The following is a 16,355-nucleotide window of genomic DNA, read 5'->3' as shown; positions in this document are numbered from 1 at the left end:
GCCTTCCGACGCAAGGATGCGCCTTGCCCTCTGGGGCCCCGGTCCCATCTACATCCTTTAGCCTTACCTCTTGGAGATAGCTTCATGGACATGCGCACGCTCGGCTCTTCCGGTCTTCAGATTGCCCCGATCGTTCTCGGTGGCAATGTCTTTGGCTGGACCGCCGATGAAGCGACCTCATTCCAGTTGCTGGATGCCTTCGTTGACGCCGGCTTCAACGCCATCGACACGGCCGACAGCTATTCGCGGTGGGCGCCCGGCAATAGAGGTGGCGAGTCCGAGACCATCATCGGAAAATGGCTCGCTTCTTCCCGCAAGCGCGACAAGGTCGTGCTCGCCACCAAGGTGGGTTGGGATCTTGGCGACGGACGAAAGGGCCTGGCGAAGGACTACATCCTGGAAGCGGTGGAGGGCTCTCTGCGCCGGCTGAAAACGGATCGGATCGACCTCTACCAATCCCACGTGGACGACCACGAGGCACCCATGGAGGAAACGCTGTGGGCCTACGATCAGTTGATCCGACAGGGGAAGGTGCGAGCCATTGGCGCGTCAAACCACGAGGCGGAGCGGCTGAAGACGGCCCTGTCCATATCGGAACGTGAGAGCTTGCCCCGTTATGAGAGCCTCCAGCCAAAATATAATCTCTATGACCGGGATGCCTTCGAGGGCGACCTTGAAAACCTCTGCCTGGAGGAGAACGTCGGCGTCATCTGCTATTATGGCCTCGCCGCCGGGTTTCTCACTGGAAAGTATCGATCCGCCGCCGATTTCGGGAAGAGCGCGCGCGGCCAGGGCATGAGCACCTATCTGAACGCGCGAGGACTGCGGATCCTCGCCGCGCTCGACAAGGTCTCAGGCGAGCTTGGCGGCACACCGGCGCAGGTCGCCCTCGCCTGGCTCATCGCCCGGCCCTCGGTAACCGCTCCCATCGTCAGCGCCACCAGCCTGGACCAGTTGCGCGACATCCTGGGCGCTGCCCGGTTGACACTCGGTTCAGAAGCCATCGCGGCCCTGGACGACGCAAGCGCCTGAGGGCCCGGCAGATGATCGACCAACTCGGCCAACTCATTCCGGGCAATATCCTGCCGCACTTTGCGGCCTTGGTTGCCGCCTATGTGCTGGCGCTTCCGATCGGCTGGGACCGGGAGCGCCGGGAAAGGTCTGCCGGTCTTAGAACATTTCCGCTGGTGGCCCTCGCCTGCTGCGGTTTCATTCAGGCGACGGAACGGATCACGATCGGCTCCCCCGAGGCAACCGCCCGAATCATGGAGGGGTTGATCACGGGCATGGGCTTCATCGGCGGCGGGGCGATCCTGCGGCTGGAGGATTCGGTCCGCGGAACGGCAACGGCAGCCAGCCTCTGGGCCACCGGCGCCATCGGCGCGGCGGTTGGACTGGGAGCTTATGACGTGGCGGTCGCCATCGCCTTCATGACCTTTGTGACCCTGCGCGCGCTTACCCCGCTCGGACGCAAGGTTCAGGAAGCCGGCAAGGATGAAAAGGGAAGCGGTTAGGACCGGCGCCGTCGGCTCCACGCCCATGCACCGAAGACCCCGAGCAGGCCTGCCGCCAGGCCATACCAGGTCAAGGCATATTCCAGATGCCGGTTCGGGAAGGCGATCCGGGTTTCACCTCCCTGGGGCAGGCCACCCGGATTGGAGGTCGCATCGGCATCGACGGTGAACGGCGCCGCATCAGTGATGCCATAGCCCGCAGCGATGTCTGCGGCATCGCGTGAGAAAAACAGCTTTCTCTGCGGATCCGGCGCAGGCGTGAACATATTTCCCGCCTCCGGTGCTCGCAGCAGACCGGTAACGGTGACGTCGCCTTCCGTTTGCCCCTCGGACCGAGTCTCAGGGCCGGCGCGTTCTTGCGGGACGAAACCGCGATTGACGATCACTGTCCCGGAACCGTCGGCCAGCGACAGCGGCGTCAGGATGAAATAGCCGGCACCCTGCTCCCGGCCCTTTGGCTCACTCAGCAAGGTGTAGACCCGTGCCTCCCGGCCGTGATCGAACCGGCCATGAAGCGTGACCGGACGATACTCCCAACGCGCATAGTCAAGATCGGCCCACTCCGATCTGGGAGGAAGCGGAGCGGGTGGCTCCTCGATGCGCTGCGCCACCCGCGCCATCAGCTCTTCCTTCCAGTGCAGGCGCTGAAGCTGCCAGCTTCCCAGGCCGACAAGGATGACGAAGGCGACAGCCGTCAGGACGGCGGGAATTACGATGCCCGTTTTGGCCTCAGCGTTCACGCTGACCTTCCGATGCACGGTTGCGGTATTGCAGAGCCAGGAGCAGCCCCTTCAGAGGGCGCAGCATGCCAAGGCAGATCACCAGCGTCAGCGGCAGAAAGACAACAAGATGCAGCCAGAGCGGCGGCGCGAGAACGAGTTCCGCCCAAAGCGCCGCGCCAACGATGAGGAACCCGGCCATCATGATGACGAACACGGCCGGTCCGTCGCCGGCGTCAGCGAAATCGAAATCCAGACTGCAGATCGCGCACTCTTTATTGAGCGCGATAAAGCCGTGGAAGAGCCGTCCCTGGCCGCACCGCGGGCAACGCCCGGCAAGGCCGGTCGCATAGGGCGATAACGGTGGGTAGTGCCCATCAAGCATTCCATACTCCAGATACACGTCGGCCCCGCCAATGCGCCTCGCCTGTGGCGGGCTTGTGGCAGGGCCGATAGCGCGGTCAGGGTTAAGAAAGTGTCAGTGCGCGGCGGCGCCCGCCACAGGGCCTCCATAGCCATAGACGTAGATGCAGGCGAAGAGGAACAGCCAGACCACGTCCACGAAATGCCAGTACCAGGCGGCCGCCTCGAAGCCGAAATGCTGCTTCGGCGTGAAATGGCCGAGGTAGACGCGGTAGAGGCAGACCGCGAGGAAGATGGTGCCGACAATGACGTGGAAGCCGTGGAAGCCAGTCGCCATGAAGAAAGTGGCACCATAGATGTGGCCGCCGAAATCGAAGGTGGCGTGGCTGTACTCATAGGCCTGGCACAGGCTGAAGAGGATGCCGAGGGCCACCGTGATCCAGAGTGCCTGCTTCACGCCCTTGCGGTCGCCATGGATCAGGGCGTGGTGCGCCCAGGTCACGGTTGTGCCGGATGTCAGAAGAATGAGCGTGTTCAGGAGCGGCAGGTGCCAGGGATCGAAGGTCTGGATGCCGGCGGGAGGCCAGGTGCCGCCGGTCAGCTCGGTGCGCTGAAACTGCGCCGCCTCATTGGCATAAAGCGCAACGTCGAAGTAGGCCCAGAACCAGGCGACGAAGAACATCACCTCGGAGGCGATGAAGAGGATCATGCCATAGCGGTTGTGGAGCTGCACGACACGGGTGTGATGGCCGGTCTGGGCCTCCTTCACGACATCCCGGAACCACATCAGCATGACATAGAGAATGCCGAGGAACCCAACGGCAAAGACCAGCGGCGAGCCGCCTTTCATCCAATGGATGGCGCCGATGGCGGTGACGAAGGCGGAAACGGAGGCCACGAACGGCCAGGGGCTCGGGTCCACCAGATGGTAGTCATGATGCTTGGCGTGTGCCTCGGCCATATCTCGTCTCCGGTCGCGTCGCGGGGCGAAGCCCCAACGGTCACATAGGCTGTTGCGTCTTGGTCGTTCCCACCTGCGCTGTCGGCTTGGCGTCAGGTTCGGTGGGGAAGAAGGTGTAGGAAAGCGTGATCGTCTTTACCCGGCTCGCATCGCCATCCTCGACAATTGCGGGATCCACGAAGAAGACGACGGGCATGTTCAGGGTTTCGCCCGGTTTCAGGTGCTGCTTGGTGAAGCAGAAGCACTGAAGCTTGGCGAAATAGGAGCCGGTGATGCCCGGCGATACGTTGTAACTGGCCGTGCCCCAGGTGTCCTGCGAGGAGAGATTGGTCGCTTTATAGACCACCATGCGGGTCTCGCCGAGCTTGACGGTAACCTCGCGCTCCTCGGGAACGAACTCCCACGACAGGCCTGGCGCCACATTGCCGTCGAAACGGACCTTGACGGTGCGCTCCAGCGCTGCCGCCGGCGCGGACGAGGCGACCGTGGTGGTACCGCCGAAGCCCGTCACCCGGCAGAAGAGGTCGTAAAGCGGGACGGCAGCGAATGCCGCGCCGAGCATGGTGCTGCCGAACAGCACACAAATCATGGCGACGCGCTTGTGACGGCGCGCCAGATCCGATGAGGTCCGCGAAGAGGTCTGGGGTGCATCATTCATGCTGTCGCCCTCCCCTTTCAGAACGGCCGGTTGAGGACATTGGGTCCCATCTTCACGACGGTGACCGCATAAAAGATGCCGACCAGCGCGAAGAGCACCACGGCGATCGCGATGTTGCGGCGGCGTTGGCGGCGCTTCTGCTCCGGTGTCAGGACCAGGGGGTTCTTGTCCGGCTCCTGCATCAGGCGGCTCCCGGCAGAACGGCCTCTACCAGAAGCACCGCGAAGAGCGCGAAGAGGTAGAGAATGGAAAAGGCGAAGAGCTGACGCGCCGCCGTCTTGGCAGGTTCGCCCTGCCGCTGCCGCCAGACACGCACCGCAAGGATAAGGAACATGGCGCCGAGACCGAGGGAGGCAATGCCGTAGCCGATGCCGGTGAAACCGAGTGCCCAAGGCGCGACGCCGAGCGGCGCGAGTAACACAGAATAGATGAGGATCTGGCGACGGGTCTCGTCAGCACCAGCCACCACAGGCAGCATGGGGACGCCCGCACGCGCGTAATCATCCGACTTCAGGAGCGCGAGCGCCCAGAAGTGAGGCGGCGTCCAGAAGAAAATGATCATGAAGAGCAGGATGCTCTCCAGACTAATGTGCCCTGTAACCGCGGCCCAGCCGATCATGGGCGGGAAGGCACCGGCAGCTCCACCGATCACGATGTTCTGCGCTGTCCAGCGTTTGAGCCACATCGTGTAGACGACGGAATAGAAGAAGATCGTGAAGGCGAGGAGCCCTGCCGCGAGGAGATTGACCGCAAGGCCAAGCACCATCACGGCGCCCGCTGACAGCACCAATCCAAACGCCAGCGCCTCGCCGGGCGCGATGCGGCCAGCGGGAATCGGGCGGCCGCGCGTGCGGGTCATGACGGCATCGATGTCCGCGTCCCACCACATGTTGAGGGCACCGGAGGCACCAGCACCGATGGCGATGCAGAGAAGCGAAACGGCCGCCAAAACCGGGTGAAGGGCATCAGGCGCCCGGACGATGCCGACCAGCGCTGTAAAGATGACCAGTGACATGACACGCGGCTTCAGCAGCGCCACGAAATCGCGCACTTCACCCTCGCTCGGCTGAGCGGCTGGTGCGTGGCTCATATGGTCGCTTGCAAGGGTCATGTCAGTCAGCATGTTCTTTCAGTGGGCCGGCCGGAGCAGTGCCCCGGCCGATATCGTGTTTGTCCGTTCGGCCGCCCGATCACTTGATCTTTGGCAACACTTCGAACTGGTGGAACGGCGGAGGCGACGACAGCGTCCATTCCAGCGTGGTTGCACCCTCGCCCCAGGGATTGTCGCCGGCGACACGCTTCTTCGCGAAGGCCTCCGCGACACCGTAGAGGAAGATCAGCACGCCGACGAAGGCGATGTAGGAGCCATAGCTGGACACCATATTCCAGCCTGCGAAGGCATCCGGATAGTCGACATAGCGGCGAGGCATGCCGGCGAGGCCCAGGAAGTGCTGCGGGAAGAAGATCACGTTGACGCCAATGAAGGTGACCCAGAAGTGCAGCTTGCCGATGAACTCGGAGTACATGTAGCCGAACATCTTGGGGAACCAGTAGTACCAGGCCGCGAAGATGGCGAAGACCGCACCCAGCGACAGCACGTAGTGGAAGTGCGCCACGACATAATAGGTATCGTGCAGGTAGCGGTCGATGCCGGCGTTGGAGAGCACCACGCCCGTTACACCGCCAAGGGTGAAGAGGAAGATGAAGCCGAGGGCCCAGAGCATGGGGGTGCGGAAGGAAATCGAGCCGCCCCACATGGTCGCGATCCAGGAGAAGATCTTCACGCCCGTCGGCACCGCGATGACCATCGTCGCGAAGACGAAATAGGCCTGCGTATTCACCGAGATGCCCGAGGTGTACATGTGATGGGCCCAGACGATGAAGCCCACCACGCCGATGGCGACCATGGCATAGGCCATACCGAGGTAGCCGAAGATCGGCTTGCGCGAGAAGGTGGAGACGATGTGGCTGACGATGCCGAAGGCCGGCAAGATCAGGATGTAGACCTCAGGGTGCCCGAAGAACCAGAACAGATGCTGGAACAGGATCGGATCGCCACCCCCCTCAGGTGCGAAGAAGGTCGTGCCGAAGTTGCGATCCGTCAGCAGCATGGTGATGGCGCCGGCCAGAACGGGAAGCGACAGCAGGAGCAGGAAGGCCGTGACAAGAACCGCCCAAGCGAAGAGCGGCATCTTGTGCAGCGTCATTCCCGGCGCGCGCATGTTGAAGATGGTGGTGATGAAGTTGATCGCCCCCAGGATGGACGACGCGCCGGCGATGTGAAGCGCCAGGATGGCGTAATCCATGGCCGGACCAGGCTGACCGGAGGTCGAGAGCGGCGGATACATGGTCCAGCCACCGCCCGCACCGTTGGCGCCGGCAGGTCCCGGCACGAACATGGAAATCAGGAGCAGGATGAAGGCCGGCGGCAACAGCCAGAACGAGATGTTGTTCATGCGCGGGAAGGCCATGTCCGGCGCGCCGATCATGATGGGCACGAACCAGTTGGCGTAACCGCCGATCATGGCCGGCATCACCATGAAGAAGATCATGATGAGGGCATGGGCCGTGGTGAAGACGTTGAAAAGATGCTTGCCGACATCAAGAGCGCCATCAGGAGAGGCCCCTTCGATCATCTGGGCGAGGCCCGTGAAGATCTGAATGCCTGGTTCCTGAAGCTCCATGCGCATCGCCACGGACAACAGGCCGCCGAAGACCCCCGCGAAGATCGCGAAGATCAGGTACATGGTCCCGATGTCCTTGTGGTTGGTCGAATAAACGTACCGTTTCCAACCGGTCGGGTGGGCGTGCGCGTCGTGGGCTGCCGCAGTGGTCGCCATGATATCCTCCGACGTCTTCTCTGTCGCGCTCAGCGCGCCGTTTCAATGGCAGCAACCCGGCGGACGGGAGCCGTGGTGGTTGCCGCAAATCTCTGTTTCGCCTCGGCCATCCAGGCCGCGTATGCCTCATCGGAGACCACGCGCACCGCGATAGGCATGAAGGCATGATCCTTGCCGCACAGTTCCGAGCACTGGCCGTAGTAGACGCCCTCACGCTCGGCGCGGAACCAAGTCTCGTTCAGGCGGCCGGGCACTCCGTCCGCCTTGATGCCGAATGACGGCACCGCGAAGGAGTGGATCACATCGCCTGCGGTGACGAGAAGGCGCACCACCTTGTTGACGGGAACAACGACCTCATTGTCCACCGCCAGAAGGCGCGGCTGGCCGGGCTGCAGGGCATTGTCCGGAACCATGGTCGAATCAAAGGCGATCTCGACCGTGTCGCCATCCTGCGCGGCCTGCTGGCCCGCTACATTGGCGGCCTCTTCCTGAACGACATTGCCAGCCTCGTTCTGCTGCGCCGTCTGGGCGCCCGCCTGATACTCATAGCTCCAGTACCACTGATGGCCTGTCGCCTTGATGGTCAGATCCGCCTCCGGCGCATCGTACTGCTGGTAGAGCAGCTGAAATGAGGGAATCGCGATCACCACCAGGATCATCACCGGCAAAACCGTCCAGATCACCTCGATCACCGTATTGTGCGTCGTCCTCGACGGCACTGGATTGGCCTTGGCGTTGTAGCGCACCGACACGATCACCAGAAGCCCAAGGACCAGCAGCGTGACCGCCGTGATCAGGACCAGCAGAAGCCAGTGAAAGTCGTGCATCTCTTCCGCGACCGCCGTGACGGCGCCCTGAAGGTTGATCTGCCAGTCCGACGGCTGGCCTGTGCCAGCGCTTGCCGGGGCGGTCAGCGCCATGACGGCACCGAGGACGATGAGGCCGAAGCGGATCAGCATGTCCGGGTCGCTCTCCTGAATAGGGTATGGTCGCGCTGACGGGGCGCCAACACGCTTCGCTCTTCAAACATAAAGGGAGATGCCCCGCAACGGCGAGGGCTCGGCCATCCCGTGCGGCATAAGGGCGCGAAGAGGACGGACGCCTCAGGCGCCAAGCCTTGACAGGCAAACCGTCTCTGTTAGGCCAGAATCCGGACGCATCACCCTGCGGTCCTGCAATCTGGAGATTTCCACGTGTCCTTCGCTCCGACCCTTCGCCGCGCTGTGCCGCTCGCCCTTGCGCTTGCGCTGGCTTCCGGCCCCACCGCCGCCTTCTACCCCGCAGCCGCACAGGGAACCGTGAAGGCCAACCACGGTGATTGGCAGCTCAGGTGCGACACGCCTCCAGGCGCGCAAAGCGAACAATGCGCGCTGGTTCAGAACGTCACCGCCGAAGACCGACCCAATGTCGGCCTGACGGCGATCGTGCTGAAGACCGCGGACAACAAATCCCGGCTCATGCGGGTTCTGGCTCCGCTGGGCGTCCTCCTGCCCGCGGGGCTCGGCCTCAGAATCGACAATGCGGATGTGGGCCGGGCAGGCTTCGTGCGCTGCCTGCCGAACGGCTGCGTCGCCGAGGTTGTCATGGACGACGAACTTCTCGGCAAGCTGAGCAAAGGCAAGCAAGCAACGTTCATCATCTTCCAGACGCCAGAAGAGGGAATCGGCATTCCCGTTTCGCTCAATGGCTTTGAGCCGGGTTTCGCCGCGCTCAAGTAGCGAAAAAAGAACGGCCGCCGCAGAGGGGAGCGGCGGCCGTCTAAACCTGTCGATCGTTGCGGGATCAGCAGGCAGTTTTCAGGCCTTCGGCCCGAGGGCGGTTTGTCATCTCGGTGGCGGGGGGCACCGAGTCAGAGGCCGCCATCCATTGAAGGTCTTCACGTGCCTTGGCGCGAGCGGAAGCGCGGCGCTCCACGACCACCAGCTTGAGGCGAATCGTCGGATCGGACCACAGAGGCTCGGCAAGGGCGGAGCGGACATCGCTTTCATGCAGGCCGATGTCCTTGAGCATGCGCCCGTCCATGCCAGCGAGGGTCACCATGGCTTCACGTCGGTTGCGCCATGCTTTGAAAATCGATTTGCCCTGGAGGAAGAGGTCGCGCACGCGCACCACGACTGCCTGGCGAGCGGGCACGGGTATGGGCGTCAGAAGATCATGCGACATTGGACTTCTCCATCCTGCTGCCAAGCGCATACTCCTCCGCAAACCCCTGTTTGCAGCCGGTTTTCAGCAGCGCTTTCAGCATGACCTTCTTATGCCCCAAGCCGATTGATAATTTAAGCGCATAGTTTTAATATGTGACATCATTATTTGTGATGTGACGCTTTCGCCATGCCCGCGCTTCTGGACGTCGATCAACTACGCACCTTTGTGGCCATCGCCGACACCGGCTCGTTCACCCGCGCCTCTGAAATCGTGCACAAGACCCAGTCGGCCGTGTCGATGCAGATGAAGCGGCTCGAGGAGCGCCTGGGCAAACCCATCTTCATGCGGGATGGCCGCCAGAGCCGTCTGACCGAGGACGGGGAGCGTCTGCTCGATTATGCCCGCCGCATCGTCAAACTCTCGTCCGAGGCCCTAACCGCCCTGTCGGATGTGGACCTGACGGGCCATGTCCGTCTCGGTCTCCCGGACGACTATGCGGACCGCTATCTCCCGGAGATCCTGGCCCGTTTCAGCCGATCCAACCCAAGGGTCGAAGTGACGGTGGTATGTGAACCGACACCGGACCTGGTGGATTCACTCAATGATGGCGGGCTGGATCTAGCCATTATCACACATACCGACCGGCGTGGGCCGGCGACCATCGTGCGGCAGGAGCAACTCCTTTGGGTGACCGCCTCCAATGCCATGGTCCATGAGGAAGATCCGCTGCCCCTGGCTCTTGGCCGGCCGACCTGTGCCTGGCGGCGTGCCGCGTTCGAGCGGCTGGAGGCCGTGGGACGCAGCCATCGCGTCCTCTATGCCAGCTGGAATTCCACTGCGGTCGGTGCGGCCGTTCTCGCCGGCCTTGCCGTCTCGGTGCTGCCGGAATCCGCCATTCGTCCGGGCATGCGCGTGCTTGGTCCATCGGACGGCTTTCCGGCGCTGCCCTCCATCAAGATCGCACTTCTGAAAAACCCTCACGAAACATCCACTTTGATCGAGGCGCTCGCTGATCATATAGTGGCCAGCCTCGACAACCTGTCGGATGCTGCCGCCCTCGCTGCCGAGTGAGGTTCATGCCTCGCTTATGGGCGGAAATGTCGTTGCAAACAGCAACCAAATTGAGCGCCGACGCCCATTAAGTTGACTGTTGACAGTTGGTGGCAAGTCGGCCTTAACTTCCATCCCAGAGGCGCCGCCAGAGCGCCCGCAAAAAAGAAGACCCGCTTCCCACGAACAGCCGGGTTGGGACATGAAACGCTTGGAGAATCGCGTTGCGCTCGTCACGGGTGCAGCGAGAGGTTTGGGCCGCGCCATCTCCTGCGCCTTTGCGCAGCAAGGAGCTGCGGTCTGCTGTCTCGATATCGATGCTGAAGGCATTGCCGAAACGGTTCGCACCATCAGCGCCGCCGGCGGCGCGGCTTTGGCGCTCACGGCCGATGTCTCCGACGAGGCCGGCGTTACCAGCGCCGTTGAAACGGCGGCCGGAACCTATGGCCGCCTCGACATCGTCATCAACAACGCCGTCTTCGCCCGTTACGGTCCTCTCGCGCAACTGGACCCCAAGCTCCTTGACCGCATGCTCGCCGTCGGCATCAAAGGCGTGCTGCTGACCACCAAGGCCGCGGCCCCTGCCCTGGCTTCAAGTGGGCATGGTGTCGTCATCAACATGTCGTCCATCGTCGGCCTGCGCGGTGTCGCTTATTCGTCGGCTTATGCCGCGTTGAAGGGGGCGGTGAACGCCATCACGCCGGCTCTCGCGGTGGAGCTCGGGCAACAGGGCATCCGCGTCAATGCCGTCGCGCCGAGCGCCATCCCCAGCGACATGTCCAATGCCGTGCTCGACGAGGCTGGTTGGGAGGAGCGCCGGCGCCGCACCGCGCTGCAGAAGATCGGCACACCCGAGGATGTGGTGGAAGCGACCCTTTTCCTCGCAAGCGATGCCGCCCGCTTCATCAGCGGGGTGGTGCTGCCGGTCGACGGGGGCTTCACGGCGGCGGGGCTCATTCCAGGCGTCGATCTCAGGAGCGTCCAGACCAGTGCCGCCTCTGAACGCGTTCAGGCTGTGGGGTAAAGCTCATGCAGTTCCACGTAGGCGTCGACGTCGGCGGAACATTCACCGATACCATCGCGATCGATGCCGATGCCGGCACGGTAAAGCTTTCCAAGGTCCCGTCGACGCCGCCCAACCAGGCGGTGGGCTTCCTCAATGGCCTGCGGCAGGTCGACATTCCCTATGAAGCCGTGTCCTGGCTCGTGCACGGCACGACCGTCGGCACCAACGCCACCCTGGAGCGCAACGGCGCGGTCTGTGGACTGATCACCACACGCGGCTTCCGGGACATCATTGAACTCGCCCGGCGCGAGCGTCCGCAGCTCTTCGGCCTCTATGGCGAATTCGAACCGTTGATCCTCCGCAAAAATCGGCTGGAGGTGACGGAGCGCCTGAACGCCGATGGCGAAGTGGTGGTGCCGCTCGATGAGGACGGGCTTCGGGATGCCATCGAGGAACTGAAGGCCAATGGCGTCGAAGCCCTGATGATCGGCTTCCTCCATGCCTATGCAAATCCGGTGCATGAGCAGCGGGCGCTCTCCATCGCCCGCGAGATCTGGCCCAATCCATACATCACCACCAGCGCGGACATCCTGCGGGAATACCGTGAGGTGGAGCGCTTCGGCACGGCTGCGGTCAACGCCTACATCCAGCCGCTGATCCACCGCTATGTCACCCGGCTGAAAAGCGATCTCAAAGAGGCTGGCGTCCCGCGCAACCTCGCCATCATGCAAGCCAACGGCGGCATCATGTCGGCGGACATGGCCTGCGACCGCTCGGTCAACACCGTCCTGTCCGGCCCGGCGGCAGGCGTGATCGCCGCCTCCTACATCTCGCGGATGGCGGGCTTCAAGAACGTCATGACCTGCGATCTCGGCGGCACGAGCTTCGATGTCGGCATGATCGTCAACGGCACGCCCGTGGTCTCCAGCGACCGGGACCTCGGTTTCAACCTGCCGATGCGCATCCCGGTGATCGACATCCACACCATCGGCGCCGGCGGCGGCTCCATCGCGCATATCAACGAGGCCGGCATCCTGCAGGTCGGGCCTCGCAGCGCCGGTGCCGTGCCGGGCCCGATCTCCTATGGCCGCGGCGGCGAGAAGGTCACCGTCACCGATGCCAATGTCGTTCTCGGCCGTCTCAGCTCGGAAAAGCTTCTGTCGGTGGAAGGCGGCGTCGACATGCCCCGCGTTCACAAGGCCTTCGACGAGCAGGTCGGGGCAGCCCTCGGTCTTGATGCCATCAGTGCCGCGGCGGCGACGCTCCGGGTGGTCAACGACAGCATGGCCGGCGCCATCAGGCTCGTCAGCCTGCAGCGCGGGTTCGATCCGCGCGAGTTCGCCATCTTCTCCTTCGGTGGCGCCGGGCCGCTGCATGGCACCGCGCTTGCCCGCGAACTCGGCGTGCCGCATGTCATCGTGCCCTATGTTCCCGGCATCACCTGCGCGCTCGGCTGCATTGTCGCCGATGTCAGGCATGACTTTGTGCAGACCGTCAGCCGCCTGATCGATGAGGTTTCGGAGAGTGATCTTGCCGATGTCCTTAAAACGCATCGGGCAGAAGGCGAGGAACGACTGAAGGCGGACCAGGTGCCGGTGGGTGCCATCGAGGTCACCCATTTCGCGGACATGCAATATGAGGGCCAGACCTACACCCTCCGTGTCGCGCTCAACCCGGATGATCTCAGTACCGCTGCCCTGAAAGACGCGCTGCGGCAGGCCTATCTCGACCGCTTCTCGATCGACCTTTCCAACTTCCGCGCCAAGCTCATCAACCTGCGCACCGCCGTGACCGGACGCCGGCAGGCCCTGGACCTGAAGCGCATCTTCAATGCCTCGCCGAAAAAATCCAGTGCCGCCGAGGCCATCATCGGCGAACGCGAGGTCTGGTTCGACGGCGCGTGGCTGAAGACGCCCATCTATGCACGGGACGAACTCCCCGTCGGCGCCGAGATCATGGGTCCGGCCATCTTCAACCAGATGGACACGACAACGGTGGCCGAACCGGGCAACCGGATCACGGTCGACGAGGTCGGCAATCTCATCATCGAGGTGAAGTGATGCTGGACAACCCCGCCCTTCCCGCCATCGACCCGGCGACACTGGCCGTGATGCAGAACGCGCTGCGGCAGATCGTCGATGAGATGGACATCGCTCTTGAGAAGGCCGCCTTCAACCCGGTGATGTCGGAAGCGCGCGACCGCGCCAACGGCATCTATCACCCCGTCACGGGCGAGGTCGTGGCGCAGGGCGACACCGGCCTGCCGATCTTCGTCGGCGTCATGCAATATGCGGTGCAATCCGCCCTCGCCGCCTTCCCCGACATGGAGGAAGGCGACGTCGTCATCCTCAACGATCCCTATTGCGGCGGCACGCACCTCATGGACGTGAAGCTGGTGCGGCCCTTCTACTACAAGGGCAAGCGCTTCGCCTTCCTCGCCAACTGCGGCCACTGGACCGACATCGGCGGCAATGTGCCCGGCGGCTTCGGCGTGAAGGCGACCGAGGTGATCCAGGAGGGCGTGCGCATCCCGCCCATTATGCTCTACCGCAAAGGTGTGCTGCAGGAAGGCATCCTCGACATCCTCTTCGCCAATATGCGGGTGCCGGAGGAGCGGCAGGGCGATCTCAAAGCCCAGGTCGCGGCGCTCAATGTCGGCGAGGAACGACTGACCGCCCTCCTCGACAAATACGGCGACGGCACCGTCACCCGCTATATCGATGAGCTCAACGCGCGCGCCGAGCAGCAGATGCGCGCCTACATCACGCAGATCCCCGACGGCTCCTATCACTTCGAGACATCGCTTGATTCCGACGGAATCGTGCTGGAGCCGATCAATGTCGTGCTCCAGATGACCGTGAAGGGCGACCGGCTCCAGTTCGATTTCACCGGGTCCTCGAAACCCGTGAAGGGCCCCCTCAACGGGTCGATCTCCGCGACCTTCGCCGCCGTCTTCGTGGCGCTGAAACATGTCTTCCCCGAGGTGCCGATCAACGCCGGCATCTTTCGGCCCGTGGACATGATCGTGCCCGAGGATACCTTCCTCAATGCCAAATATCCCCGTGCGGTCTCCGGCTCCTCCGCCGAAGTGTCGCTGCGCGTGGTGGATGCGGTCTTCGGCTGCCTTGCTCAGGCGGTGCCTGATCGCGTGCCGGCGGCCTGTTTCGGCTCCGTCGCCAATTTCACCATCAGCGGCTACGACCAAAAACGGGACAAGCCCTTCATCATGTTCCGCTTTTCCGGCGGCGGCTATGGCGGGCACCCGATCTGCGACGGGCTGACGAACGGCAACGCCCCGATCTCGGCCGCGCGCACCTCGCCGGTGGAGATCATCGAGCAGCTCTATCCCCTCACCTTCGACCATTACCGCATCCGCGAGGGCTCGGCCGGCGCCGGTTATCATCGTGGCGGCTTCGGCATGGAGTTCCAGATCCGCCTGCGCGAGGGGGAGGCTGTCTCCTCCGTGCTGGGTGACCGCGGCCGCTTTCCGCCCTATGGCCTCCATGGCGGGCACGATGCCGAGAAGGCGGATGTCGAGTATGTGACCTCCGGCATTTCCTACCGGCCGGAGCATGTGACCAAGGACGAAGGCATCCTCATGGCGGCAGGCGACACGGCACGTGTCGCGACACCCGGCGGCGGTGGCTGGGGCGATCCCATGACACGCGACCCCAGGAAGGTCCTGCGCGACGTGATGATGGGCTATTTCTCCCGCGAGGCAGCGAAGCGGGACTATGGCGTCGTCCTGCGCGACGGCGCGTCGGGCCTTGAGGTCGACGAGGATGCCACCCGCCGAATCCGCAACGGCCACACATCCCTCAAGGAGGCATCATGAGTATTGAAGGCGCTCTCCGGACCTTCATGGCTGACGCGGTCAACGCCTCTCCACCCCTCGTCCAGCGCGGCACCCTCCTCAACACCGTGTTCCTCATGGGGATCGGTGACGAGAGTTTCTATGTCACGGTTCGGGACGGCCGCATCGAGAGCATAGAGACCCGCGAGAAGCCGCTGCAGGCGGTGTCCTTCTCCGTCAAGGGCGGCATCGATGCCTGGAACGATTTCTGGCAGCCGGTCCCGAAGCCCGGCTCCTATGACATCCTCGGCCTTGCCAAGGTCAAGCGGATGACCATCGAGGGAGACATCAAGGTGCTCATGACCCACCTGCGCTACATCAAGGAGGTGCTGGCGGCGCCACGGGGAAAGATGGGAGCGCTCCATGGTTGAGTTCGAGCCCATCGTGGGGCGCTACGCCACCTTCGAGATCGGCGGCCGGCCCAACCGCATCTATATCGAGGAGGCCGGTCAGGGCATCCCGCTGCTGTGCCTGCACACGGCCGGAGCCGACGCCCGCCAGTTCCGCCACCTCATGAACGATGCTGAAATCACCAAAGACTTCCGCGTCGTGGCTTTCGACATGCCCTGGCACGGCAAGTCCTATCCGCCGGAGGGTTTCGAGGACGAGGAGTACAACCTCACCACCGACGGCTATACCGACACCATCATGGCGGTGGCCCGCGGGCTCGAGCTCGACCAGCCGGTGGTCATGGGCTGCTCCATGGGCGGCCGCATCGTGCTGCACCTGGCGCGGGTCCATGCCGATGAGCTCGGCGCGGTCATCGGACTTTCGGGCGCCGACCACCAGCAACCCTGGTATGACACCCAGTGGCTCAACCGGCCCGATATTCACGGCGGCCAGGTCTCGGCCGCGCTGGTCTCCGGCGTCATCGCCCCGCAGAGCCCCAAGGTCTACGGCTGGCAGACGCTGTGGCAATACATGCAGAGCGGACCAGGCGTCTTCAAAGGCGATCTTTTCTTCTACCGCGAGGATTCCGATTTCCGGGGCAAGGTCGCCTCGATCGACACCTCGCGCTGCCCGGTCCACCTGCTGACCGGCGAATACGACTTCTCCTGCACCGTGGAGGACAGCGAGCGCACCTCGAAGGCGATCAAGGGCTCAACCTTCACGCCCATGACCGAGATGGGCCACTTCCCCATGAGCGAGAACCCGGACCACTTCCGGACCTACCTCCTGCCCGTGCTGCGCGAAATCCAGCGCACGCGCAGCAGCGCATCCAACCAGAAAAAGGCATCCTGACACT

General features: G+C 63.4%; 18 protein-coding genes. 9 read left to right on the top strand and 9 right to left on the bottom strand.

Going from position 1 to position 16,355, the window contains the following annotated elements; translation table 11 throughout:
- Window positions 1–84 precede the first annotated feature (84 nt).
- Together IEV58_RS05095 and IEV58_RS05090 are read left to right on the top strand one after the other, a co-directional pair.
- Window positions 85–1,032, top strand: coding sequence for an aldo/keto reductase (locus IEV58_RS05095; RefSeq protein ID WP_188408578.1), 948 nt, complete (start codon window positions 85–87; stop codon window positions 1,030–1,032).
- 11 nt (window positions 1,033–1,043) lie between these two features.
- On the top strand, window positions 1,044–1,514 hold the full coding sequence (locus tag IEV58_RS05090; RefSeq protein WP_188408577.1) for an MgtC/SapB family protein: 471 nt from the start codon (window positions 1,044–1,046) through the stop codon (window positions 1,512–1,514).
- Here IEV58_RS05090 and IEV58_RS05085 read toward each other — a convergent pair.
- The 8 genes from IEV58_RS05085 to coxB all read right to left on the bottom strand — a co-directional run bounded on the left by IEV58_RS05085 (window position 1,511) and on the right by coxB (window position 8,014).
- Entirely contained in the window at window positions 1,511–2,254 is a 744-nt protein-coding gene (locus IEV58_RS05085; RefSeq protein ID WP_188408576.1) for an SURF1 family protein, read from the bottom strand. The genes IEV58_RS05090 and IEV58_RS05085 overlap by 4 nt on opposite strands.
- A complete protein-coding gene (locus tag IEV58_RS05080) occupies window positions 2,244–2,618 on the bottom strand; it encodes a DUF983 domain-containing protein (RefSeq protein ID WP_188408575.1) in 375 nt (124 codons plus the stop codon). Before IEV58_RS05080 ends, IEV58_RS05085 begins: the two co-directional genes overlap by 11 nt.
- A 93-nt stretch (window positions 2,619–2,711) precedes the next feature.
- Window positions 2,712–3,557, bottom strand: coding sequence for a cytochrome c oxidase subunit 3 (locus IEV58_RS05075; protein WP_188408574.1), 846 nt, complete (start codon window positions 3,555–3,557; stop codon window positions 2,712–2,714).
- Between the two features lie 40 nt (window positions 3,558–3,597).
- Window positions 3,598–4,215: a cytochrome c oxidase assembly protein gene (locus IEV58_RS05070; protein ID WP_188408573.1), complete on the bottom strand. Its 618-nt coding sequence runs from the start codon at window positions 4,213–4,215 to the stop codon at window positions 3,598–3,600.
- Window positions 4,216–4,232: 17 nt separating this feature from the next.
- Window positions 4,233–4,397 carry a cytochrome c oxidase system small membrane protein gene (locus IEV58_RS05065; RefSeq protein WP_188408572.1) on the bottom strand — a complete coding sequence of 55 codons (165 nt, stop codon included), beginning with the start codon at window positions 4,395–4,397 and terminating at the stop codon, window positions 4,233–4,235.
- A complete protein-coding gene (locus IEV58_RS05060) occupies window positions 4,397–5,305 on the bottom strand; it encodes a heme o synthase (RefSeq protein WP_229729247.1) in 909 nt (302 codons plus the stop codon). Before IEV58_RS05060 ends, IEV58_RS05065 begins: the two co-directional genes overlap by 1 nt.
- 100 nt (window positions 5,306–5,405) lie before the next feature.
- Window positions 5,406–7,055 (bottom strand): cytochrome c oxidase subunit I, encoded by a 1,650-nt coding sequence (gene ctaD, locus IEV58_RS05055; RefSeq protein ID WP_188408571.1) that lies wholly within the window; start codon window positions 7,053–7,055, stop codon window positions 5,406–5,408.
- Between the two features lie 29 nt (window positions 7,056–7,084).
- A complete protein-coding gene (coxB, locus tag IEV58_RS05050; RefSeq protein WP_229729195.1) occupies window positions 7,085–8,014 on the bottom strand; it encodes a cytochrome c oxidase subunit II in 930 nt (309 codons plus the stop codon).
- 234 nt (window positions 8,015–8,248) lie between these two features.
- Between coxB and IEV58_RS05045 the strand changes: the two genes are divergently transcribed.
- Window positions 8,249–8,773 (top strand): invasion associated locus B family protein, encoded by a 525-nt coding sequence (locus tag IEV58_RS05045; RefSeq protein WP_188408570.1) that lies wholly within the window; start codon window positions 8,249–8,251, stop codon window positions 8,771–8,773.
- A 64-nt stretch (window positions 8,774–8,837) separates the two neighbouring features.
- Here the strand turns inward: IEV58_RS05045 and IEV58_RS05040 are convergent, their stop codons facing one another.
- Entirely contained in the window at window positions 8,838–9,218 is a 381-nt protein-coding gene (locus IEV58_RS05040; protein ID WP_188408569.1) for a DUF1127 domain-containing protein, read from the bottom strand.
- Between the two features lie 168 nt (window positions 9,219–9,386).
- Between IEV58_RS05040 and IEV58_RS05035 the strand changes: the two genes are divergently transcribed.
- The 6 genes from IEV58_RS05035 (at window position 9,387) to IEV58_RS05010 (ending at window position 16,351) form a co-directional block, all read left to right on the top strand.
- Complete coding sequence (locus IEV58_RS05035) at window positions 9,387–10,271, top strand: LysR substrate-binding domain-containing protein (protein WP_188408568.1); 885 nt, start codon at window positions 9,387–9,389, stop codon at window positions 10,269–10,271.
- Window positions 10,272–10,452: 181 nt separating this feature from the next.
- On the top strand, window positions 10,453–11,274 hold the full coding sequence (locus tag IEV58_RS05030; RefSeq protein ID WP_188408567.1) for an SDR family NAD(P)-dependent oxidoreductase: 822 nt from the start codon (window positions 10,453–10,455) through the stop codon (window positions 11,272–11,274).
- A gap of 5 nt (window positions 11,275–11,279) precedes the next feature.
- Complete coding sequence (locus IEV58_RS05025; RefSeq protein WP_188408566.1) at window positions 11,280–13,316, top strand: hydantoinase/oxoprolinase family protein; 2,037 nt, start codon at window positions 11,280–11,282, stop codon at window positions 13,314–13,316.
- Window positions 13,316–15,091 carry a hydantoinase B/oxoprolinase family protein gene (locus IEV58_RS05020; protein WP_188408565.1) on the top strand — a complete coding sequence of 592 codons (1,776 nt, stop codon included), beginning with the start codon at window positions 13,316–13,318 and terminating at the stop codon, window positions 15,089–15,091. The genes IEV58_RS05025 and IEV58_RS05020 overlap by 1 nt, the downstream gene beginning before the upstream one ends.
- Window positions 15,088–15,480, top strand: a complete 393-nt coding sequence (locus IEV58_RS05015) for a hypothetical protein (protein WP_188408564.1) — start codon at window positions 15,088–15,090, stop codon at window positions 15,478–15,480. The genes IEV58_RS05020 and IEV58_RS05015 overlap by 4 nt, the downstream gene beginning before the upstream one ends.
- Window positions 15,473–16,351, top strand: a complete 879-nt coding sequence (locus IEV58_RS05010; protein WP_188408563.1) for an alpha/beta fold hydrolase — start codon at window positions 15,473–15,475, stop codon at window positions 16,349–16,351. The genes IEV58_RS05015 and IEV58_RS05010 overlap by 8 nt, the downstream gene beginning before the upstream one ends.
- The last annotated feature ends 4 nt before the right edge of the window (window positions 16,352–16,355 follow it).

Origin of the sequence: Agaricicola taiwanensis (genome assembly GCF_014635245.1) — a bacterium.
GTDB lineage: Bacteria > Pseudomonadota > Alphaproteobacteria > Rhizobiales > Methylopilaceae > Agaricicola > Agaricicola taiwanensis.
The sequence above is the reverse complement of the archived record's forward strand: the minus strand, read 5'-3'. Positions and strand labels throughout refer to the sequence as shown.